Source organism: Streptomyces sp. TRD_SC_5, from assembly GCF_056836825.1.
This window is the reverse complement of sequence record NZ_JBWZZS010000002.1, coordinates 147,649-168,573: the sequence shown is the minus strand read 5'-3', so window position 1 is coordinate 168,573 and position 20,925 is coordinate 147,649. Positions and strand designations below refer to the sequence as shown.

Here is a 20,925-nt window from a genome sequence, read left to right as displayed (position 1 = left end):
CGATTCGGCTCCACTCTTCGGCTTGAGTTGTGGCCCCAGGACTGAGGACGTGCGGGAGCGTGCAGACCCGGGCGGCGGGTGGGGGGGGCGGGGCCATCAATACCATCGCCGCATGACCGACACATCAGCCCTGGCCCCGTTCCACCTGGACGAAGGCAGTGAATCCGACCCCTCCCACTGCCTCTATCTCTTCGATGGCGACATGGAGCAGGTCGCCGACGTCTTCGAGGAACACAACGCCGAAAGTCACGGTCACGGCTGGGAAGGCCTGGCCGAGTCACTGGTCCGCTCCCACTTGCCCGAAAGCGTCGACGATCTCCACTTCGGATCAGAGGCTGGCACCTTCGTGGTCTCAAGCACCGACTTCAAGGTCCTCACGGATCTGGCCGTCCTCCTCCACTCCGCCTTCCATAACCGCGATATCCTCAGCCAGTACATCCTGACCGCCGATCCGCTCTTCCTCGACCGCTAGAACCCGTGAGCGGAGCGAGGACAGGGACCTTCGAAAACAATCACTGAAAGTCGCCCAGTCGAGCATCCTTTCCGAGCCGGACGTCGACAAGATGCTCCAGCAGCGGCCCACAACTGTGGCGATGAGCGTTCCTGGCACGGGCCACGACCTGCACCTCGAACGACCGGAACTCCTCCACACCATGCTCTTGGAGTTCCTGGCGGCACTTACCTGAACCATCCACAGGTCTTGACGATTCCTCTGCGACTTGCACGTACGCCGATCTTTGGTTCTGGCTTCGCTGATGATGGCTGTGTCGTCAGCGGCCACTGAGTAAACGATCCTGCAGGCAAGCCGTGCAATGGTGCGGGACCAAAACTCGCCAGTGTCAATCCGCTGGCTGCCGAAGGTTTAAGAATCCGATCCGGCCGCCAATGCCGCTCCTGACGACGCGCCGGTCCGGGCCCGGTCCGGTTGTGCCCCCTGTCCGGCCGAGGTGACGGTTTCAACGCCCCGTTCCCTGAGCCACTCCAAGAGGGGCTGCGGCCAGAGGGCCGAAGGCCGCGGTGGGCCCATGTGGGAACGGTTGTACGCCGTCGGACGTGACAGGTTTGGCCGGTCAGTTCAGGTCGTTTGGCTGTAGGTCGAAGAAGAGAACCTTCGCCTCGGTCAACGGCTGACTGTTTCTTTTCTCTGCGGCTGCCCTGACGGTGCTGATCAGGCGGTCGCAGATCGTCTCGCGGGTCTCTGCTGGGCCGGGCCGGACGACGCCCTGGTCGCCGACGATGGTCTGACGGCCGTTGCTCATGCCGGTCAGAGTCAGCGTCCAGTGGAAGGACCCGCGGTTCGCTGCCTCCGTCGCCATGCGGACGGTGATTTTGTCGACCGGATCCAGCATGCGACGGGCAGCTGCGTGCAGCGCATGGTCATACGGGCGATCATCGTCTGCTGATTCGTACTCCCGCAGATCCAGGATCTGGCGCAGCTGGGCGGATTCGCGCAGCAGGGTCATCATCAGGTGCTCTTGAGCGGCCTCGCTGGATGCCGCGTCTTTCGGGCCGTTCACGTGCCCCGCTCTCTGAAGGTGTTTCGTAGGTGCCCGGCCACAGAAAATGCGAACTCACCAGCAGATGGCAGGCGTCGGCCCTCCCGTGGGGAGGCCGGGAGGGACGGCGCGGCCCGCCTACGTGGCAGCACATGGGCGGGCCAGGTGAGGGATCTCTGCCTTTGGGAGGAAAGAGGATCACCGCCGTCACAGCATTGCACTGGTTTCGGCCACGCAACAGGGTTGTGACTGGAATGCGTTGCGGACGGTTGCCACAGGTGATGTGGTCCGTCGGCATGCCGGACGAGTGCCTGGTCAGGCGCCGGGGCGGGTGCTCGGCTCAAGGGCATGAGAACGCCCCTTGTCGCCGTGAAGGCCAGGCAAGGGGCGTCGACGTTTCGCCTACGGGGCGGGTTCGAAGTGGACTTCGGTGGTCGGGCACTGCTCGGCAAGGTCCAGGAGCTCGGCTTGTTCCTGCGGGTCGACGGTCAGGTCCCAGCGGAGCTTGGTTCCGGTCCATTCGGCGGCGTACTGGCAGTGGACTTCGCCGCTGGGTGGCATCCAGGTGCTCGGGTCCTGGTCGGACTTGCTGCGGTTGGACCTGGCGGTGACACCGACCAGCGAGGTGGGGGCATCCAGGTCGTTGGCGTATGCCTCGCGGCGCTGCGCGGTCCATGCTGAGGCGCCAGAATCCCACGATTCGGCGAGCGGCACCATGTGGTCGATGTCGAGGCCAGAGGGGCCCGACACCGTCGTCGCGTCGTAGTACGACCACCAGGTGCCGCCGCTCAGCTTGCACCCGGGGCCGACGGTCGGCGGCTCGACGGCCTCGGCAATCAGGACCTCATTGCGGGTGTTGCACCCGTCCGAAGGGTTCTGCCCGGCATTCCAGTGGCGGAACTTGTCGCGCGTGTACCCCTCGCGGGATTCATCGGCGAGGGGTAGCTGGTGGACCGCGACGCTGAGCGGAAGCGTCTCGACGGCGTGCGCCGGCGAAGACATGGTGACGGGCAGGATGGCGAGCGTGGCAGCCGTAGCGGCGCGCAGCAGGTTCTTGATCACGAACGTATGGATAGCGTTGTATGGGCCGCCGGTTGCCCAAGACGCCGGGCTGCTCACTCGCCCGGGTGGTGCGGTTCACCGGAGAAACGTTGCCCCTGTCGTGAGCTCTCGAAGCCCTTGCCTTCGGTGGAGCCGGAGTCTCGCCCCGAGCGGGGGAGTCGGTCCAACCCACGTATAGCGGCAGGCGTCGGTTCGCCGGCGTGGGGCGTACGCCGCATCGCGCTGGTGGTGATCACGTTTGCGAAGTGTCAGGTCTGGCGTGTCCATGCTGGTAGTGCGCCGGGCGCAGCGGGGTGGCAGTCCGTGGCGTATGCGCACGGTGCCGATGTGATTAGCGTCACGTAGCAGCCTGGGGGTGCAGGTCACACAGGGTGTCACCGAACGAATGATCACGTTCCGAAAAGAACGCGTGCCGCAGAGTTACCTCCGGGGCCTCTTCTGATCGGTGTAGGGGTGAGAGCACCGACTCTTGCTCATCCTGGCTCGCAACGACGCGTGTCAGAAGCCGACTTGGAACGAAGGAGGGTCCGTGAGGCTTCACCAGGTCTGGTGGGCGACGGCGCGAGCCGTCGCCCACCAGCTGACCGACGCGGGCTTCGACCGCGGTCTTTGCCGTGGCGTCCGCATCGCCTCGCAGGCTCGCCCGGAGCACCGCTCCGCTGTGCGCGTCACACCATCGCTCCCCCCTCAGCAGAACAAGCCGGCCCCGCAAGGGCTGCGCCGCATCCCGCTTCCTCCATACCAGCGGGAGGTGCGGTGAACGATTCATCCGGACAGGGCAGCGACCTGACGCGGCCTGCTGAACTGCACGCCTTCGAGGTGTTCTTCGCCAGGCACAAGGAAGAGTTCTTGCGCATCGCGGTACGGCGGCTGCGTAATCTGCACGACGCCGACGAGGCCCTCATGGACGCGGGGATACAGATGTCCCGCAAGTGGCCCCGTATCGAGGCCCATCCCAATCCCCTTGCCCTCGCCCACATGATCCTCCGCGCGGCGATCACCGACTTCTACCGCAAGCGTGCCCGGCACACCAACCGCGAAGTTTCCATTCCGGGAACCTCCTACACCGCGTACGCCGACACACCCACGGTCGACGACATCCTCATGCTGCGCGGCTACGACCGGCTCGACCACGCCCTTGACCGCCTGCGGGCACGGGCACCGCAGCAGGCCGAATGCGTCCGGCTGCGTTATCTCGAGGACCAGACCGTCGACGAAATCGCTGTGCACCTCAACATCACGAAAGAAGCCGCCAAGGCCAACATCCAAAAGGGACGAAAGAACCTGCAAGCCCTCATGGACCCCGAACCGGGGAAAGGGGATTCCTGATGATCGAAGAAACCTTGCGCGCCGAGGCGCAGGTACTCCACGACATGATCAGCACACACGACACCGACGACTTCATGCAGCGCCTCGCCGTCCGTATCGCCCAGGACGCCGCCCGCCCGGCCAGGGTGCAGGTGGGATCCGGCCCGCAGCCCGCAGAGGAGGAAGAAGAGCCGGCCGGGCCCGTTGCGCCACCCCCTTCGTACAAGCCGCTCTTCCAGCGGTCCACCCGCCCCCGCATCCGCAGGGCGCTGCGCCGCCGCCCCACCCCGATCATCACGCCCGACCCCACAGTGCGCCCCGCGGCCGTACTCGACTACGTCCGGCGCACCTGCGAGAGCGTGCTGCGCTCCGACGACATCGAAACCCTGCTTGCCTTCGACACGGACTACGACCAAACCGGCGCCCGCACCTTCGCCTGCCTGCTCTACACCATCGACCGCTGCGAAAGCGCCCTGTACTGGTGGCGCTTCGCCGCCGGAGCGGGCGATCCTCTCGCAGCCCACCTGCTCGCCGCCCACCACGCCGGCGCCGACTGCGTACAAGACGCCCGCCTGTGGCGGACCTTCGCCCGCATGCTCGGTTACACCCCTGACCGGCACCGTCCACACCCTGTCCAGGGAAGAGCGCCCATAGCCGATGGCCTCGCCCGCCAAGCCCCGTGGAACACCGAGCTGCGCAACTTCATGACGTTCGAACAGCTCCCCGAGGCCCTCGTCAGGCCCTGACTCACTCTGCGGCCGCGCTGGTGCCTCATGGCCGCGAGGCACCAGCGCGGCGCGGCAACGGCCACGTCACAACCCCTCCTGAAGACCGCACCGACACATCAGTCCCTGGATCACGCCACGGGCGACCGGGGGCTGCCGACCATGCCCGAATTCCGTCAAGGAGCACCCGATGCCCCCCATCCCGGATCCACCCGCTCCCCGCCCCGGTCCGCTGACCCGCTTCGTGCGCTGGGCAGCCTGCAGTCGGCGCACTGCCCTCATGCACCTGCTGCGCGGAGTCTGTTACGGCACCGGCACCGCCCTGGCCGGAGTCCTCGGCGTGTGGGTTCAGAGCCGTCTTTGAACGTTCGTCGACTGGGCGACGGGTACGGGTACGTACCCGTACCCTTATGGGATGGGAAGGAGTACGACGATGTCTGATGCCAATGTCCGTATCCCCGAGGAAGCCAAGGACCGGCTGGCCGCCATCGCGGCCGCCGAGGGTCTGTCGCTGCGCGCTTACCTTGCTCGCCTCGCCGAAACCCTGCTAACTCCACAGGAACGCGCCGAGCGCGCGGAGCAGGCCCGTGCGGCGCTGAAGGAGTGGAACGGCTACGCCCCTTCCACGGCTGAGGAACATGACTTGGACAGCGAGCTGGACCGGCGCCTTGCCGAGGTGAAGAGCCGGTGACCGAGGCCATGCACATCGTCCTGGACGAGACGGCGATGGCCGCCGCCGGCCAGGGCAACATCCTCGCCTCCCGGCTCATCCACCGCGCCCACGCCGAATCCGGCTGGTTCCTGTACGCCCCGGCGTGCGCACTGGTCGAGGCGGACCGCGCCCGGCCTGGAACAGCGGAGCATCTGGCCTCCCTGCCGGGCATCACCGTCGTCGACCTGGACCTGGCCGCCGCCCTGACCGTGGCGCGCCAGGAAACCTGGGCAGCGGCCCACAGCCAGTACGCGGCGCAGCCCACGCCCGACCGTCCGGAAGGTGCGATTGTGGCCACCACCATCCCGAAGCGATGGGAGGGTGAGCCGGTCCGCGTCTTGGACCTCAACCCTTGAGCCGGCCCGGCGCCGGCGCGGTGGCGCGTTCCGGGCGCTGTCAGACCCGCGGTCTAGGATCCGGGCGTGGCAATCGAACTGAATGATGAGCTCATCGAACTCGAGCGGGCTTCGTGGGTCGAGCAGCAGGCGAACGCGTTGACGGCAGAGACTGCTGCGCGCGTGCATATGGCGATCACCGAGCATGCCCGGGCGACAGAGCAGAACGGGTACGAGGTGGAGAAAGAGCTCAAACGGGTAGTCCGGCATCCGGCTGCGGCGAAGTAGCCCACCTCAGCACATGGGAGGAGTGATGGACTTGCTCGCGGTTCTCGATGAGGCCGTCGCCACTCTCAAGGCTCCTTTGGAACAAGAAGACCGCGAACAGGGCTGGACCGATGATCTCCGGAGAGAGCTTCAGGAAGAGATCTCGATCAGCCGTTCAGTGCTGCGTCGCCACGGATTGGGCATGGTTCGGCATCTGTGTCCGCGCCTTCACGAGTGGATGGAGCGTGAGGGTGTGCGGCCGGGAAGACTCCAGCAGCTGGTGTCGGACGTGCAGCGGCGGCTCTTGGACGCTCGCGGCACGAGATGAGGTGCGCACCCTGAGTTGTTTGTTGGTTCGACGCTGACATTCCGCTCAAGGCTCGCCAACTGTGGTGCAACGGTCCGCCAACTACGGTCCAACGCGTCCGTCTACCCAGCGGCGCCGTTCGTAGGGCCCGCCGAATACCGCTGAAAGTCACATCCGCGAATCTGGCCATGCGCGTGAGTAACCCGCACGGCCCACGCGGCGTTGAGCCCGACGTGACCACGACGATGCGGCTCACCCCCGTCATCGGCCTACAGCCCAGAGGAAGCGAAACGGTTCCCCGCCCCGAGCTGGAGCCGATCTTCACCGCGCTCGCCCAGCGGTGGGAGACGGATGGTCGTCTCGTCCCCGGCCGGGCGGATGAGGAGTGGACGATCCTCGCCCGCCGTTCCCCTTGGCCCACTCGCTGACCGCGCGCGGTGCGGGCACGGCCTCCACCGCTTCCGCACCGCACCCCGAACCGTAGGCGCCCCCGGCGCCGCGCTTCCGGGCTGCCGGGCCGACACACCGTGGTTGGGCCCACAGGTCCGGCAGCCCCGCCATTCCACCACTCGGCCCGGGGTCGCACGCAACGGCGCCCGGCAGCACGAAGCCCTGGTCCCGAGGGCAAGACCAGGGCTGTCGGTCACACGGTCCGGAAAAGGGAACCGGGGTCCGTGGACGCGGCCCCGACGCCGGGAGGAATCGGAGCCGCGGACGGCACCGGCCCCGACGTGGGGGTCCAAGCCAGTGCACGCGTCACCGTCTCAACGCCGCCACGGCCGTTCGGTCACGCCCTGCGCGAGTGAAGCGCCCCCACCGTACGGTCCGCACCGGCCCGCTCCAGCACCTCCGCCACCACCGCACGGGAGTCCATCCCGTCCGCTGACCCTGTGACATTGCGGCAGGTCGGACTACCGATCAGCCAAGAGGTGCTAGTGACCTGAGTCGAAGATTTGTCGTTGGTTGGGTATGAGTCGTCCGGGTCCGAAGATTCCGCCGTTGTCGGTGACCGATGCCCAACGGGCTGTGCTGGAGGGCTGGGTGCGTCGTCGTACGACGGCCCAGGCTTTGGCTCAGCGGTCGCGGATTGTGCTGGAGTGCGCCGAGGGGCACTCGATCATGGAGGTGTCCCGTCGGCTGGAGGTCACTGCGGACACGGTCCGCACCTGGCGGCGGCGTTTCCTCGAACGTGGCTTGGACGGCCTGTCCGACGAACCCAGACCCGGTGTCCCACGGAAGATCACCGACGCCGATGTCGAGCGGGTCATCGTCAAGACGCTGGAAGAGAAACCGAAGAACGCGACACACTGGTCGACCAGGTCGATGGCGGCGGCGACGGGCATGTCGCAGTCCGCGGTCTCGCGGATCTGGCGGGCGTTCGCCCTGGCCCCGCACCGGTCGCAGACGTTCAAGCTGTCCACGGACCCGTTGTTCATCGACAAGGTCCGTGACGTGGTGGGTCTGTATCTCGACCCGCCGGAGAAAGCCCTGGTGCTCTGCGTGGACGAGAAGTCGCAGATCCAGGCCCTGGACCGGTCCCAGCCCGTCCTGCCGATGGTGCCAGGAGTTCCCGAACGCCGAAGCCACGACTACGTCCGCGCCGGCACCACCACCCTGTTCGCCGCTCTGGAAGTCGCCACGGGCAAAGTGATCGGCTCTCTCCACCGCAGGCACCGGGCTGTCGAGTTCAAGAAGTTCCTCGCCAAACTCGACAAGGAAGTGCCCGCCGACCTCGACGTGCACCTCATCCTCGACAACTACGTCACCCACAAGACACCCGCCATCAAGCAGTGGCTACTGGCCCACCCACGCTTCCACCTGCACTTCACGCCCACCAGTTCGTCCTGGCTGAACCTGGTCGAGCGGTGGTTCGCCGAGCTCACACAGAAGAAACTCAAGCGAGGTGTCCACCGCTCGGTCCAGGCCCTTGAACGCGACATCCGCAACTGGCTCGCCGACTGGAACGAACACCCACGGCCCTTCATCTGGACCAAGACCGCCGACGAGATCCTCGACAAAGTCGCCGCCTACTGCCGACGAATCTCTGACTCAGGTCACTAGGACGGGGCAGTGGATAGGGAGGCACCAGTCGTGACCTCGGCTCCGTAGAAGTTGCCGGCTCAGAGCGCCCGCCGTCGGATACGGCGCTTTGCCACAGGGCGTGGAAGCGGTCGAGCTCCTGCTCGGGAGCGGTCGGTCCTGCTGCGTGGTCGCCGCGGTGGTCTCGGTCGTGGTGGAAAGGGCCCGGCGCCGGGCGGCGGGCCAGATGAGCTTGAGGAACTCCATGCGGCCCCGGTATCCGCTGATGCCGACGTTGGCGTCCGTCACCTCGTACGGCGCGCTGCCGGGCCGGTCGGGCTCGGCGAACCGGACCTCATGCCCGCTCAAACGCCGAAGTCCTACTCCGAATTCAGAGTAGGACCTCACTCAATGACGTCGAGCAGTTACAGCATGCCCACGTCACTCACACCGGCACACCTAGACCACGTGCCAGGGCCAGCAACTGAGGCGCAATGCCAGCCGCTGCGCCATTCACAATGCCGATCACACTATCGACCATCCCGCCAACGATGGGGACACCCATGAACGCTCCTTGAGGTTGGTAACTCCCACTATCAACCGAGCCACTTCACTGCCGAGACGGTACGTCTGCGGGGTTCACCCGTATGAGGGTCGCCCTGCTGCACCTGATGGAGCTGGGGTCGTCGGTTACAACTCGTTCTCACCCAGTCGGACGTGGTCACCCCATGCCCTATGGGCGCAACTCCCGGCGACGACAAGCCGAAGCGAAGGTGGGGGTGGGGCCCTCGCCAGGCACAGTGGCCAGGGCCCCGACGTGACACAAACCCATGGGGGGTGGCTCGCGCACGCGTCGCCCTGCACAACGACTCCGCCCGTATTTGGACGCGGGCACCCAGATACGAAGGCCGTTACGGGGCGGGTTCGAAGTGGACTTCGGTGGTCGGGCACTGCTCGGCGAGGTCGAGCAGCTCGGCCTGTTCCTGCGGGTCGACGGTCAGGTCCCAGCGGAGCTTGGTTCCAGTCCATTCGGCGGCGTACTGGCAGTGGACGTCTTGGCTGGGCGGCATCCAGGTGCCCGGGTCCTGGTCGGACTTGCTGCGGTTCGATCGGGCGGTTACGCCGACGAGCGAGGTGAGGGCTTCCAGGTCGGGTATGCCTCGCGGCGCTGGGCGGTCCACGCTGATGCGCCAGTTGGCGGGGAGCGTCATTCGAACCGTGCGGTATTCCCGCCTGGCTGCCCGGTCGGGGCGCGCGGTGATACCCATTTCACAGCCGCCTCTCCGGGGGTGACCGGAGCATGCCATGATCTGCGGATGAGCGAGTACTCCTGGCCCAGGGAGAGCGGCAGGCGAGTGCACGACGCGGTCTCGGCCTGGACCGAGACCGTCCGCGTTCTGCCCGTCGGTACCCACATCACCGGTGAAGCCGTCGGCCGGCAGCCCTTCGGTGTCTTCCTGTCTATCGACGGCCGCCCCGACGCCGTGGGCCTGGCCAGGATCGACAGGATGCCCAGGTGCATGGAGCTGCCGACCGTGGGGCAGCGCGTCACCGGCGAGGTCGTTTGGCACGCCGCCCACAATCACCAAGTGGGGGTTGTGCTCGCCGAGTGGGCCGAGCACGAAGACCTGCTGCCTCGCTTCCGTGTTGGTCAGGTCATCGGCGGACGCATCACGAAGATCGCGTCCATCGGAGTCTTCGTACGTCTCGCCGACTGCGTCGAGGGACTCGTTCCGCTCACCGGACCGGCTGCGTCCAGGGAGGCCTTCCTCGAGGGCCAGGAGATGTCCGTACAGATCGTGACGGTTGACCACGAGCGGAACCGGATCCTTCTGGCCGAACCTGTCCAGTAGCTCCTGAACGCTGGGCTGGGCGGTTCCCGCCCAGCCTTTTCCGGGCCCGGCATGATCCGAAAATACACGGCCTAGCTGGGTGTCAAAGCTGTGGGACCGTCAAGCGGACTTCGAGGTAGGCAGTCCAGTCGGTGGCGGCTCGCCGTCGCCATTGTGCGGCGGTCACGACGTGAAGGCCGAGGAGTGGGGCCAGGACGGCCGGAGGGAGGTCTTGGGCGAGTTGGGTGAGCGCGGTGTTGCGGGCCGGACGGATAGGAATGCCGTGCGTGGTAAGCCGGCGGGCGAGCACGGTGGCGGAGAGGTGCTGGCCGGGGCGGGTCCCGGGGAACAGCCAGCGACTGGGTGAGTTCGCTGCCCAGCCGGAGGGGGTCTGGTCGGCGAGTTCGGTGAGCAGGGTGGACAGGGGTCCTGAAAGGCGGATGGGGACGCGGTCCCGCATTACGGCCTGGTCGCCGTTGAACGTGGTCAAGGCGTCGGCGCTGAGCTGGACGTCCAGCTCAGCCTTGATCTCTCATTGCCCTCCTCGATGCCCTCGTCCTCCAGCCCCCTCCCGCTCCAGCTCCTTGAGCCGGCGGGTAGAGGGGCAGGCCGTGTGGGCTTTTGGGTCGAGCCGCCGGAGGGTGAGGAAGGCCTGGGCGGCGGTGACGAGGGTGACGTGGTGGTGCCAGCCGCGCCAGGTGCGGCCTTCGAAGTGGTCCAGGCCCAGACCGTGCTTGAGTTCGCGGTAGTCGTGCTCGATGCGCCAGCGTATCTTCGCCCACCGCACCAAGTCGGCGATCGGGGTGGTCGCGGGCAGGTCGGTCATCCAGTAGCCGGTCGGCTCAGCTGAGGCCTCCGGATGTTCGACCAGCAGGGCCCGCAGGGGCAGAACACTGTTCCACCGGCTTCGACCGCCGGCCTGTTCCTGGGCGGTGCCGGAGGCTTCCTTGCCTGAGGGCCGCACTTCGAGCACGGCGAAACGCGAAGTCATCGTGCCCTTGCTGCCCTGACGCCAGGTGACCTCCTCGAAGGAGGTGTCGGCATCGATGAACCTCGCAGTAGCGGGGCAAGGTGGGTGGTCCCAGCCCGCCGTAGACGGGCTGGGACGGCTCGGCTGCAGCTGGACGGGCGATCTCCTTGAGGTCTACCGCCACCACGTATGACCAGCCGCGTTCCTCCAGCGCAAGCTGGAAGGCGACGCTGCGGCCGTAGCGCACCGTACGGGCCAGGGCAGAAATCGCAATTCCGAAAACGCGCGGTTCCATACGTGGCCATATCGCAGCAGGTTGACTCAACGGCGCTCACATCGCTGAGCCAAGCCCCTGACACGTCCTGCTGCTCGGTGGCGGATTCCTCGACGTACGAAGGTGTAGCGGACGCACCAGAGGACAGACGGACACTCACCAACGCAGGTGAAGATGCGTGCACGTCTCTGCCGTCGCCATGAGACAGGCTGGAGGGGTGGAAGTACCGGCCCATCCGGCTGGACGTGCCGCACGGACAGAGCACAGAAAGGAACGCCTCGAACGATGTCGTCATCCCTTGTTGAGACCGTGGACGTGAACGCCCCCGTTTCCCTGAGCTGGAGACTGTGGAGCGATGTAACCCAGTGGCCCACCTTCCTCAGCCACGTCGAACGCGTGGACCGGATCGATGAGAAGCGGTTCACGTGGTGGCTGTCGCTCCCCGGAGCGGACAAGTACTTCGCAGCCGAACTGACCGAGGTCGTCCCAGAAGAGCGAATCGCCTGGAAGACTGTCGCTGGAGTGCACCACTCGGGCGTCGTCACCTTTCACCGGTTGAGCGACACCACTAGCCGAGTAGCTCTCCAGGTCGAATACGATCCCGAGGGATTCATCGAGCACCTAGGTGCTCTCACCAACCTGGACAAGGTGCTGGCCAACTACGACCTGGGACAGTTCCAGCACACGGCTGAGGCGCTGGCTACCTCCTCGCGATAGCAGCAGGCGGCAGAACCACCGGTCAGCGACGGCATCTTTGACGGCGCACTCGCGGCTCGCACATCCCGGAGTTCGAATAGTGCCCACCGACGTTCTAGTCGGCCCCTTGCCACCCACCGGTGCGTGAAGGCTTGCGGATCCAGCCCCCACCCATCGGCCAGCGGCAGCCGCGGCCCGCAGGGCGGTGCACCGAGAGTGGTCGATACAGCGGCACCGGCCTCGCCGTCGGCGGGAACCCTTTTCGCGGTAAGCGCATACACACCTGGCGCGAAGAGGCTGCGGCGCCGCAGGCTGTTCGCGGACCGCGGTTACGACCTGACAAACCCGACGTCGAGGGTGGGCGACAAGCGGCCATTGGGCCCTGGCGTGAGCTGCAGCCCGTGATCTCGGCCATCGCTTGTACGACGCTGAAGGCGTGGGCGGCCGACTTCCCCTCCCTGGCAGTGGTCATGACGATCACGGTGGCTGGAGTGGCAGTCGCCGCCAGCACCGCCGCCGCCTCGATTCTTGCCCAGCCGTGCGACCTCCGTGGCGGCACACACCAGAATGGCTGACGCCCTGCCGGTAGGGGAGCGAGTCGTTGCGGCAGCACCTCGACGTCGGGATGTTCGCTGAGCCACTGGCTCAGCTGTTCGGCCCCCCTTCCCTTCGCAGCGTCAGCGGTGCATGGGTCGTGGCGTCGACCAGGAGGGCGCCGTAGGTATCGCCGTAGAGTGCGAAGTCGTCCACCCCACCACCGGGCGTGACCACCAGCGGCGGCGGCATCTGCATCAGCTGGGCGAGCACGGTGAGTGCCAGATTGCGACGTTCAGGAACCGCAGCATCCTCGCCCGGCCCCGGCCGGTCAGCACGACACCGGCCGACTCGACCACGTGTGCAGCAACGCCGTGCGCGCTGGCAGCGGTCAGTCCCGGCACCTGCTCGGTGAACGTCACCTTCGGACACTGCGGGTCGCAGTACAGTCGCCGCACGGCTCAGTCAGGAGAACGCACGCCCTGCCTTGGGCTGGATCCATCGCTCAGCGCCCAGTGGACGTGCCGTCGCATGGACCTGACGGCTGGTCCTGCTCGTCGACCCACGACCGGCAAGTGTGGGAGGAAAAGTGGCCGACCGAGGCGCGTAGCGACCGGAATCAGCGCAGTAAGAACGTGTTGGTGCACCGCCCAGGCTGCGCGTCCTGTGGATGGCGGCGGAGTCCGTGACGCGGCTGTCTCAGGCTTCCTGCCTAAAAACAGGCCGCGTGGCGTGGACACACGCCCGCCCTGGAGCGCCGGTGCCTCCGTAAAGTAAATATTTGCCATGCGGCAATATTTTGATGCGGCTCCTGCAGTCGTAGAGGGTCCTTGTGGGGGCAACTGGGGACATAGCAAGCGCCCCGCTCTCCTTTGGTGGGGCGCCTACCTAAGCTGTCTGATCCATCTACTTTCCGACGAAATGGTCTTATTGTGACGAATCTTCTGGCGGCGGGGCGAGCTGTACGGTCGGCCGCACCTCATGCGCTCTTCAGTGCGATGCGAGCCGCCCTGATCGAGTACTACGAAGCCGTTGGCGTCGACCTGCTGATGGCCGACTACAGCCTCACCTGCCTGCAGCCGGTGACGGCCTTGCCTCATACGGCGCAACCGTTGTCGGTGGAATCCAGTCCGGAAGGCCGCGCGTTCGGCAGCCAGGAGCCGTTCGGGCAGTATGTGGCTCGAAACGGGTCCGTTGATCTGCACCTGCCGGTGACCGTCCGCGGAGACAGGCTCGGGATCCTGACCGTGCGTCTACCCAAACACAGATGCACGCCCGACACCGTTGAGGAACTGACCGAGCTCGCTGAAGTGCTGGGGCACGAAATTGTTGTCGCCGAGCGCGACACCGACGTGTACCTACAGGCCCGGCGTGCCAGCCGCCTCACCTTGGCTGCGGAGATGCAGTGGCAGCTGCTGCCCGCCAGGGCCTGCACGCGCCCTGAGTACGCGATCGGGGCGCAGCTTGAACCTGCCTACGACATCCACGGCGACAACTTCGACTGGTCGAGCACGGCCGAGAGCCTCACCCTCAGCGTCACCAACGGCATGGGTGACGGGATCCAGGCATCCCTGCTCACCAACCTGGCCGTCAACGCCCTGCGCAACGCCCGCAGGGCCGGCATCGACATCGCCGACCAGGCCGCGCTGGCCGACCAGGCCATCTACGCGCAGTACCGCGGAGAGGTATACGTTTCCACCCTGCTGTTGTCCTTCGAGCTGGCCACCGGCCGAGGGCAGGTAGTGGATGCCGGATCACCTCAATTGTGGCGGCAAAGGGACAAGGTCGTAGAGCACGTCGACTTCGAGGCACAGCTCCCGTTGGGCATGTTCGATGAGACCGCGTATGCGGCCCAGAATTTCCAGGCGCTGCCCGGCGACCGCCTGATCTTCGTCAGCGACGGCGTTTACAGCGCTCTCTCTGGGGCCGGCGAGGCGTACGGGGAGCGCGCTCTGGCGCGCGCCATCCAGTCTGTCGGCCTGTTGCCGGCTGCTGCGGTGCCGCGGGCGCTTTTGCAGGAACTGGCGTCGTACCGCGACGCGGACGCTGAAGACGACGCGCTGGTCTTGTGCCTGGACTGGTTCGGCCGCACCGATTCCGCCTCGAACTAAGTGATTGGCCCGATGCGTCCTTCCCGCGACAGATGGGTCGCTGGCCTGCGATTCTGCCCCAGGAAGGAACGCAGTGCACGCGGCGGTGGCCTCCCGTGTTATCTCCTTTGCCAAGGTGTCATGGGAGCGACCCGGAGGCGCGACGGCACATCCCCGGATTCAGACTTCACCGCGGGAGGCGCCGGTGGCGTCCCGGGTGGGGCCGCCTCCCAGCGAGCTCCTGCCGTGCCGAATAGTGCTCTTGAGAGGGACCTTCAACCCGAGCGTCGCTGATCACCGGCACCTACCGCCGCGCCCATGCCGGCACCGCTGAACGTAAAGGTGCAGATCTAACTGGCTAACGGAGAGTCAGAGCCCCGGTTCCGAGAGCAGCCGGTGGCAGGGGGTGTTGCCTACGAACGGGAAAGAACCCGTTCATCTGTTCACCTTCTTGCGCACACAAGAAGGCGAAGCTGTGCAGAGCCCCGAAACGGGGGTAACCGGTGTACCAAGAACGGCTGTTGATCAGCCGTCAGCACACGGGCGGTGGAAGACCGCCTGCGGCGAGGGGGAACAACGATGAAGATGACCAGGTTGATCGCCATCGCGACGATGGTGTGTGTGGGGGCGACCGGCCTCACGGCATGTGGTGGCGACGACGGTGCGGATGAGCCTTTCCAGGGACAGAGTGCCGATGCGATTGCTGCAAAGGCTGTCAAGGCCACCAACGCGGCATCCTCCGTGCACATGGCCGGCACCGCGCGGCAGCAGGGCGGAAGTACGGTCAAGGTCGACTTCAAGGTCGACGCGAAGGACAACTGCACGGGAACGCTGTCCGGACAGGGCGGCGCGGCCGACGTCATAAAGGCCACGGAGACTGGCTACGTCAAGGGCAATGAAGCCTTCTGGAAGAACTCCCTGAAGAACCAACCCGGCTCAGAGAAGATCATCGGGCAGCTGAAGGGCCGCTGGGTGAAGACGCCTGCCGACGAGGCCAGCACGCAGGACATCTGTGACAAGCAAGCCTTCCTGGCCGCCATGGACAACGACAAGTCCGAACGCAAGGGCATGAAGAAGGGCGACACCACCACCGTCAACGGACAAGAGGCCATTGTCCTGACGAAGAAGGAAGGAAGCGAGACGCTCTCCTTGTACGTCGCCACAAAGGGCAAGCCGTACCTCCTCAAGGCCAACTCGAAGGGCGGCGAGAACCCCAGCACCATGAACTTCACCGACTACAACAAGGCAGTGAATGCAACCTCTCCGCCCGCCGACGAGGTCGTCGACCCCAAGAAGGTCGCGGCGGGCAAGTCCTGAGGTCCCAACTGTTCCTACCGGTCCGCCCAACGGCAACTCCCTAGAAGCTGTGCAGCACGCCCCGCTCGAGAGGGCCGGTTGAGCCCGGCGGCCGCTGTCCCGGCACCGCGGCGAACCTCGCGCTGCGCCGGGTGGTGTGAACCGAGGCCGATGACCGGCACGGCCGTGATGAGCCCGTGCCGGTCATCGGCCGTTGTGCAACCGATCCAGCCCCGCTTGCGAACCGGACTCTGTCGCCTGCCGCTGCCCAACGAGCGGCGGCAAGCTTCTCGCACCCGGCCAGGACCAAGGGTGCGAAATTCCAGCGGCCTTTTGAGCGGCGCCATCGGATAGAAGCGGCAGATCGCCAGCATCGGCCGATGACCAGGCTCGCTGCCCCGGGCTAATCGCCGGAGGCTGTGCCGCCTTAGCCTGCGGCACAGGCAACGGGGCCTCGGCTGTGGGGCACTGGCGCGTCCAACCGTTCGGGCCGACGAGGGGGAACCGCGTGCCGGTACCTCTCGAGACAGTAGGAACATGCGCACCGGCCTGCCCCAAGGAGCACCTGCGCGCCCCGCCGCGACTAGCCACCGCGCATCGGGCTCACGGCACGCCTACGGAGCGGCTCCGCTTTCCACGCCCCCATGGGACGGGAGACTCTCCGTCAGTGAGGTGCTCTCCGCTCTCCATTCCTGAGCCGCTTGGCCATGGGCCAAGCCGTGAGTTTCCGGGAGGCGCAGGCGCCCGTCGGCGCGGGCGCGCCTTTGGTCAGCTGTTTGAGGCGTGCGCCGCCGGGCCGCTCGCGGCGAGGCCTGCAGGCGCTTCCCATAGACGTGTGCCACGTGGTTATATTTGCTACATGGCAACAATCGAACTGAGTGGAACACCCGGCGGGGCGTTGCCGTCGGCGATTCGCGAACGGAGTCCGGGTGAGCAGTAGTGAGGTGGCGGCGCGTAAGTGTGTCGTTGGCGCCATGGAGGGCCGCGTCGATGAGATTGCAGACCGGTGGGTGCAGCTTCAGATGCAGCAGGCCGCTCTGAGCACCGGTATGCGGGAGAGTGAGCTGCGCGAGGAGGCCGACACCCTGGTCGCTGCTGTCGCCACCGGACTGGAGAGTCCTCTGCCGGTCGAGCGCCTCGTCGCCTCCCATGCCGATCTCAACCGTGCGGTCACCGAACTCTCCTTGCGCAGAGCCAGGAGCGGCGAGTCCCCGACGGCCACGTCGCTGGCCGTGCTCGCGCTGAAGGAGGCGCTGCTGGAAGCGGTGCAGGAGAGCACGCAGGACAGCGGAGAGCTCTTCTCTGCGGCACTGCTGATCAACCGGCTCCTGGACGCTGCAGGTGCTCTGTCCTTCGACACCTACGTCGAGGGACGGGAGGAGATCATCCGCAGGCAGAGCAGGCAGCTGCTGGAGCTGTCGACTCCCGTTGTGCGGCTGTGGCGGCAGGTTCTGGGCGTACCGCTCATCGGCACCCTGGACACGGCCCGTACGCAGGTGGTGATGGAGAACCTGCTCCAGGCCATCCAGGACCAGGAGGCGACGGTCGCGATCATCGACATCACCGGCGTACCCACGGTGGACACCGCTGTGGCGCAGCACTTGATGCAGACTGTCAACGCGGTGCGGCTGATGGGTGCGGACTGCATTATCAGTGGTATCCGGCCGCCGATCGCGCAGACCATCGCCCAGCTGGGCATCGACCTGTCCACCATCATGACCCGCGCGACCCTCTCCGATGCCCTCTCCGAGGCCATCAAACTCACCACCGGCACCCTGCCGTTCTCCGATGCGCTGGCGTCGCGATGAACGGGCGAGTGTCCACGGGCGTTCCCATCCTGCGCCTGGGTAACGTCCTGGTCACCGGGCTGCTCAACGAGATCGACGACAAGGCCGCCCTGGCCTTCACTCACGAGCTCACGGAGCGCATCTCGGCCGACCGCGTACGCGGCGTCTTGATAGACATCTCCCGGCTCGAGATCATCGACTCGTTCGTGGCACGTACGCTCATGGAACTGACCATGACGGCCAGGCTGCTGGGCGCACGCGTAATTGTGGCCGGGATGCGGCCGCCCGTCGCTATCACGCTGGTCGAACTCGGGATCGAACTCGTCGGCGTGGAAACGGCTCTCAATGCTGAACAGGGCATGGCTGCCCTGGGCTGGCATCAAAGTTCGCAGCCCCCGGAAGGGGCCCGACATGACGCAACTCGCTAAGACAAGCACTCCCGGCGGCACCAATCCTGCCCCTCTCGGGGGCTGCCTCACGCCGGGCGGCGGCGCGACGGAGCCCACCATCCGGGTGCCATTGACTACCGAGGAAGACCTGCTTGCGGTTCGCCATGCGGTACGGGCAGCCACCCTCGCTGCCGGCTTCGGCATCGTCGATCAGACACGCGTGGTGACGGCCGCCAGCGAGCTGGCACGCAATGCCTACATCCACGGCGGGGGCGGCACCTTGACCATCGAGCACCCGCACCGCAATGGCATAAAGGGCGTGCAGCTGACAATAAGCGATGATGGTCCGGGCATCTCCGATCTCGAGTCGGCGCTGATCGACGGATTTACCACCGGGGCGGGCCTCGGCCATGGCCTGGGCGGCGCGCGTCGCCTGATGGACGACTTCGAGGTGCACACCAAGCCCGGTGCCGGAATGACAGTGATTGCTACTCGTTGGGCACACCGGTGACACGGACGGCCATCAGGCCGACCGCCTTCGTGCGCATCGATCACCACAGTGCTGTCCAACTGGCCGCGGACGTGGCCCGCTCGTGCGCCGAGCAGTGCCAGTTGCCGGGAGCGATGCCTGATCAGGCCGCGGTCATCGCTTCCGAACTGGCCAGCAACCTCGTCAAGCACGCCAAGGACGGCGTCCTGTACGTCCAGTCGCTCCCGCTGGGCGCCGGCCTGGAGGTCCTCACCGCGGACCGTGGCCCTGGCATGTCCGAGCTTCAGCGCTGCCTCACCGACGGATACACCACCACCGGCACCCTGGGCGCCGGCCTGGGAGCGGTCAGCCGGATGGCGACCGATCTGATCATCCGTACCGAGGCCGGCGTCGGCACCCTGGTGTCCGCCCGCCTTGCCCTGCCCGGCCAGCCGGGCCTGGGGCAGGACGTGGGGTTCCTGTGTCTGGCGGCCGAAGGTGAACAAGAGTGCGGTGACACCGGTGCCATTGTGGAGAACGACAAGATCCGCACCGCGATCGTCGTCGACGGGCTCGGACACGGGCCTCAGGCTGCCGAAGTCGCGCAGATCGCGCTGCGGGCCTTCCGCTCCGCGGCGGACCAACCACTGCCCCAGTTGATGGCCGTGCTGCACCGAGCGCTGCGCCACTCCAGGGGAGCGGCGGTCGGCGTCCTGCGTCTGTACGCCGACCAGGCGCAGTACTGCGGGATAGGTAACGTCCGCACCCTGGCGTTCTCGCCTCGCGGTGTGGACCACCGCCTGACCGGACAGCCAGGGATAGTCGGCTGGAAGATGCCCACACCGCAGACCCACAGCATCCCGCTCACCGCTCACACCACCGCCGTACTCCACAGCGACGGCATCAACGCCCAATGGGCGCACGCCCCTTCACACTCCATGCTGCGCCTGCCACCACCTCTGCTGGCCGCGGCCCTCGCCCACGGCCACCGTTCCAGCCGAGACGACGCCACCGTGCTGGCCGTCAGGGCACACCAGGAATCCCGATGACAGGCCACCCCTTTCACTCCATGCCGCCGCTGCGCCGGGCCGTGCGCCGCCTCGCACGCGCATACCGGCTGCCGGCGGACGTCAGAGCCCGCCTTGTGCTGTCCGCCGCCGACCTGGCCGAAGATGAAGTGCGGGCCGGCCGCCCCGTCACCCTGCACACGGCCCAAGAAGCGGGGGCTGATGCGGACTCCTACGTCCTGGCTGTCACGCTGCGGTGCCCGCAGACGCCTGGCCCCCTCAGCGCGTCAGGCCTGCCGCTGCCCGCCACAGAGCCGTCCCCCGACTCCGTGACCTGGAGATTCACGATCCCGCTACCACCAAGTCAGCCGGTGACCAGCAGCCTTCCGGACGACATCCAAAGCCGACGTGATCCGTGGCCGGACCGGACACCATGGACGGAGACCCAGGCCGTCGACGAAGAACTGCGCGCGGCCTTCGAACAAACCGACGCGCTCGGCGCCGAGCAGCGTCGTCTCAAGCACGAGCTCGCCGAGACCAACGCCGGCGTCCTCGCGCTTTACGTGCAACTGGAAGAACGCGACGAACAACTGCGCCGCGCGCACAGCCTGATCTTGCAGGAGCTCGAAGACGCGCTGCGCCCACCGCCGCTGAACGTCGAAGGGCTCGAGCTCGCGGTCCACTACGAACCCGCCGACCCCAACGCACCCACCGGCGGCGACCTCTACGACTGGTTCACGCTGCCCGACGGCACTTTGCACATCACCGTCGTCGACGCACTCGGCCACGGACTGGGCAGCACCCGCAGCGCCCTCAACGTGACGCACACCGTGCGCACCCTGGCTCTCGAGGGCCATCCGCTGCAGTCAATCCTGGCCCGAACCCACGAGATCCTCATGCCCCTGGCCCCCGACCTCATGGCAACAGCGCTCCTGGCCCGCCTGGATCCGGCGACCGGCCAGCTGCAGCTGGCCAGCGGAGGCCACCCTCCCGCGCTCGTGCTCCGGGCCGACGGACAGGCCCGCTACCTCGAGGTGAAAGGCAGAGGCATCGGCTTCCCCCTGCCGGGCAGCGAGCAGGTCCTGCACGCCGACATCGGCCCAGGCGACCTCCTCATCCTCTACACCGACGGTCTCACCGAAAGCCGCAAAGACCCCATCGAAGGCGAAAAGCGCCTCATCGAGGCGGCGCGCCGGCACGCGGCAATGCCTCTGGCTGAAATCCCCAGCTCCCTCGCGGCCGACATGCGCTCCGTGGTCCTTCACTCTGACGACACCCTCGCTCTGGCCATCCGCATCACCAGGAGCGGTCCGTAATGCACCCGGCTTCGACAACCGGGACCGCGGCCCC

General features: G+C 66.7%; 26 protein-coding genes and 1 pseudogene. 20 read left to right on the top strand and 7 right to left on the bottom strand.

Annotated elements, in window-relative coordinates:
* The first annotated feature begins 112 nt into the window (after positions 1–112).
* The gene (locus tag AC1P0E_RS32900; RefSeq protein ID WP_482746129.1) at positions 113–472 is read left to right on the top strand and encodes an Imm51 family immunity protein; all 360 of its coding nucleotides are present in this window, start codon (positions 113–115) and stop codon (positions 470–472) included.
* A 598-nt stretch (positions 473–1,070) separates the two neighbouring features.
* On the opposite strand, the gene AC1P0E_RS32895 is transcribed toward AC1P0E_RS32900, so the two are convergent.
* Together AC1P0E_RS32895 and AC1P0E_RS32890 are read right to left on the bottom strand one after the other, a co-directional pair.
* Positions 1,071–1,517 carry a hypothetical protein gene (locus tag AC1P0E_RS32895; protein ID WP_482746128.1) on the bottom strand — a complete coding sequence of 149 codons (447 nt, stop codon included), beginning with the start codon at positions 1,515–1,517 and terminating at the stop codon, positions 1,071–1,073.
* 381 nt (positions 1,518–1,898) lie between these two features.
* Positions 1,899–2,558 (bottom strand): HNH endonuclease family protein, encoded by a 660-nt coding sequence (locus AC1P0E_RS32890; RefSeq protein ID WP_482746127.1) that lies wholly within the window; start codon positions 2,556–2,558, stop codon positions 1,899–1,901.
* A 529-nt stretch (positions 2,559–3,087) separates the two neighbouring features.
* Between AC1P0E_RS32890 and AC1P0E_RS32885 the strand changes: the two genes are divergently transcribed.
* The 10 genes from AC1P0E_RS32885 (at position 3,088) to AC1P0E_RS32840 (ending at position 8,273) form a co-directional block, all read left to right on the top strand.
* Positions 3,088–3,318 (top strand): hypothetical protein, encoded by a 231-nt coding sequence (locus AC1P0E_RS32885; RefSeq protein WP_482746126.1) that lies wholly within the window; start codon positions 3,088–3,090, stop codon positions 3,316–3,318.
* Positions 3,315–3,887 carry an RNA polymerase sigma factor gene (locus AC1P0E_RS32880; protein ID WP_482746125.1) on the top strand — a complete coding sequence of 191 codons (573 nt, stop codon included), beginning with the start codon at positions 3,315–3,317 and terminating at the stop codon, positions 3,885–3,887. The genes AC1P0E_RS32885 and AC1P0E_RS32880 overlap by 4 nt, the downstream gene beginning before the upstream one ends.
* Positions 3,887–4,612 (top strand): hypothetical protein, encoded by a 726-nt coding sequence (locus AC1P0E_RS32875; protein WP_482746124.1) that lies wholly within the window; start codon positions 3,887–3,889, stop codon positions 4,610–4,612. The genes AC1P0E_RS32880 and AC1P0E_RS32875 overlap by 1 nt, the downstream gene beginning before the upstream one ends.
* Before the next feature lie 169 nt (positions 4,613–4,781).
* Positions 4,782–4,955: a hypothetical protein gene (locus tag AC1P0E_RS32870; protein WP_482746123.1), complete on the top strand. Its 174-nt coding sequence runs from the start codon at positions 4,782–4,784 to the stop codon at positions 4,953–4,955.
* A 69-nt stretch (positions 4,956–5,024) separates the two neighbouring features.
* On the top strand, positions 5,025–5,282 hold the full coding sequence (locus tag AC1P0E_RS32865) for a hypothetical protein (protein WP_454380460.1): 258 nt from the start codon (positions 5,025–5,027) through the stop codon (positions 5,280–5,282).
* An 8-nt stretch (positions 5,283–5,290) separates the two neighbouring features.
* Complete coding sequence (locus AC1P0E_RS32860) at positions 5,291–5,659, top strand: PIN domain-containing protein (RefSeq protein ID WP_482746310.1); 369 nt, start codon at positions 5,291–5,293, stop codon at positions 5,657–5,659.
* 66 nt (positions 5,660–5,725) lie between these two features.
* Positions 5,726–5,926: a hypothetical protein gene (locus tag AC1P0E_RS32855; protein WP_482746122.1), complete on the top strand. Its 201-nt coding sequence runs from the start codon at positions 5,726–5,728 to the stop codon at positions 5,924–5,926.
* 25 nt (positions 5,927–5,951) lie between these two features.
* Entirely contained in the window at positions 5,952–6,233 is a 282-nt protein-coding gene (locus AC1P0E_RS32850; protein ID WP_482746121.1) for a hypothetical protein, read from the top strand.
* Between the two features lie 212 nt (positions 6,234–6,445).
* The gene (locus AC1P0E_RS32845) at positions 6,446–6,640 is read left to right on the top strand and encodes a hypothetical protein (RefSeq protein WP_482746120.1); all 195 of its coding nucleotides are present in this window, start codon (positions 6,446–6,448) and stop codon (positions 6,638–6,640) included.
* 541 nt (positions 6,641–7,181) lie between these two features.
* Positions 7,182–8,273 (top strand): IS630 family transposase, encoded by a 1,092-nt coding sequence (locus AC1P0E_RS32840; protein WP_482746119.1) that lies wholly within the window; start codon positions 7,182–7,184, stop codon positions 8,271–8,273.
* Here the strand turns inward: AC1P0E_RS32840 and AC1P0E_RS32835 are convergent.
* Both AC1P0E_RS32835 and AC1P0E_RS32830 read right to left on the bottom strand, forming a co-directional pair.
* The gene (locus tag AC1P0E_RS32835; RefSeq protein ID WP_482746118.1) at positions 8,262–8,600 is read right to left on the bottom strand and encodes a hypothetical protein; all 339 of its coding nucleotides are present in this window, start codon (positions 8,598–8,600) and stop codon (positions 8,262–8,264) included. The genes AC1P0E_RS32840 and AC1P0E_RS32835 overlap by 12 nt on opposite strands.
* 542 nt (positions 8,601–9,142) lie before the next feature.
* Positions 9,143–9,442, bottom strand: a complete 300-nt coding sequence (locus tag AC1P0E_RS32830; RefSeq protein ID WP_482746117.1) for a hypothetical protein — start codon at positions 9,440–9,442, stop codon at positions 9,143–9,145.
* Between the two features lie 105 nt (positions 9,443–9,547).
* Here AC1P0E_RS32830 and AC1P0E_RS32825 point away from each other — a divergent pair, with 105 nt between their 5' ends.
* On the top strand, positions 9,548–10,084 hold the full coding sequence (locus AC1P0E_RS32825; RefSeq protein ID WP_482746116.1) for a S1 RNA-binding domain-containing protein: 537 nt from the start codon (positions 9,548–9,550) through the stop codon (positions 10,082–10,084).
* Positions 10,085–10,166: 82 nt separating this feature from the next.
* On the opposite strand, the gene AC1P0E_RS32820 is transcribed toward AC1P0E_RS32825, so the two are convergent.
* A complete protein-coding gene (locus tag AC1P0E_RS32820; RefSeq protein ID WP_482746115.1) occupies positions 10,167–10,553 on the bottom strand; it encodes a hypothetical protein in 387 nt (128 codons plus the stop codon).
* Between the two features lie 42 nt (positions 10,554–10,595).
* Positions 10,596–11,274, bottom strand: a pseudogene (locus tag AC1P0E_RS32815) (transposase); the annotation flags it as partial.
* A gap of 318 nt (positions 11,275–11,592) precedes the next feature.
* On the opposite strand from AC1P0E_RS32815, the gene AC1P0E_RS32810 reads away from it, so the two are divergent.
* Positions 11,593–12,024 (top strand): SRPBCC family protein, encoded by a 432-nt coding sequence (locus tag AC1P0E_RS32810; protein WP_482746114.1) that lies wholly within the window; start codon positions 11,593–11,595, stop codon positions 12,022–12,024.
* A 624-nt stretch (positions 12,025–12,648) separates the two neighbouring features.
* Here the strand turns inward: AC1P0E_RS32810 and AC1P0E_RS32805 are convergent.
* Positions 12,649–12,810 carry a hypothetical protein gene (locus AC1P0E_RS32805; RefSeq protein ID WP_482746113.1) on the bottom strand — a complete coding sequence of 54 codons (162 nt, stop codon included), beginning with the start codon at positions 12,808–12,810 and terminating at the stop codon, positions 12,649–12,651.
* A gap of 659 nt (positions 12,811–13,469) precedes the next feature.
* Between AC1P0E_RS32805 and AC1P0E_RS32800 the strand changes: the two genes are divergently transcribed.
* From AC1P0E_RS32800 to AC1P0E_RS32770, 7 genes are all read left to right on the top strand, one after another.
* Positions 13,470–14,648: a PP2C family protein-serine/threonine phosphatase gene (locus AC1P0E_RS32800; protein ID WP_482746112.1), complete on the top strand. Its 1,179-nt coding sequence runs from the start codon at positions 13,470–13,472 to the stop codon at positions 14,646–14,648.
* Between the two features lie 564 nt (positions 14,649–15,212).
* Positions 15,213–15,944, top strand: a complete 732-nt coding sequence (locus tag AC1P0E_RS32795; RefSeq protein WP_482746309.1) for a hypothetical protein — start codon at positions 15,213–15,215, stop codon at positions 15,942–15,944.
* Positions 15,945–16,852: 908 nt separating this feature from the next.
* Positions 16,853–17,731: an STAS domain-containing protein gene (locus AC1P0E_RS32790; protein ID WP_482746111.1), complete on the top strand. Its 879-nt coding sequence runs from the start codon at positions 16,853–16,855 to the stop codon at positions 17,729–17,731.
* Positions 17,728–18,138: an STAS domain-containing protein gene (locus AC1P0E_RS32785; protein WP_482746110.1), complete on the top strand. Its 411-nt coding sequence runs from the start codon at positions 17,728–17,730 to the stop codon at positions 18,136–18,138. The genes AC1P0E_RS32790 and AC1P0E_RS32785 overlap by 4 nt, the downstream gene beginning before the upstream one ends.
* Positions 18,122–18,610, top strand: coding sequence for an ATP-binding protein (locus AC1P0E_RS32780; RefSeq protein ID WP_482746109.1), 489 nt, complete (start codon positions 18,122–18,124; stop codon positions 18,608–18,610). Before AC1P0E_RS32785 ends, AC1P0E_RS32780 begins: the two co-directional genes overlap by 17 nt.
* Positions 18,607–19,617, top strand: a complete 1,011-nt coding sequence (locus tag AC1P0E_RS32775) for a SpoIIE family protein phosphatase (protein WP_482746108.1) — start codon at positions 18,607–18,609, stop codon at positions 19,615–19,617. The genes AC1P0E_RS32780 and AC1P0E_RS32775 overlap by 4 nt, the downstream gene beginning before the upstream one ends.
* A 20-nt stretch (positions 19,618–19,637) precedes the next feature.
* Positions 19,638–20,891 (top strand): PP2C family protein-serine/threonine phosphatase, encoded by a 1,254-nt coding sequence (locus AC1P0E_RS32770; protein WP_482746107.1) that lies wholly within the window; start codon positions 19,638–19,640, stop codon positions 20,889–20,891.
* The last annotated feature ends 34 nt before the right edge of the window (positions 20,892–20,925 follow it).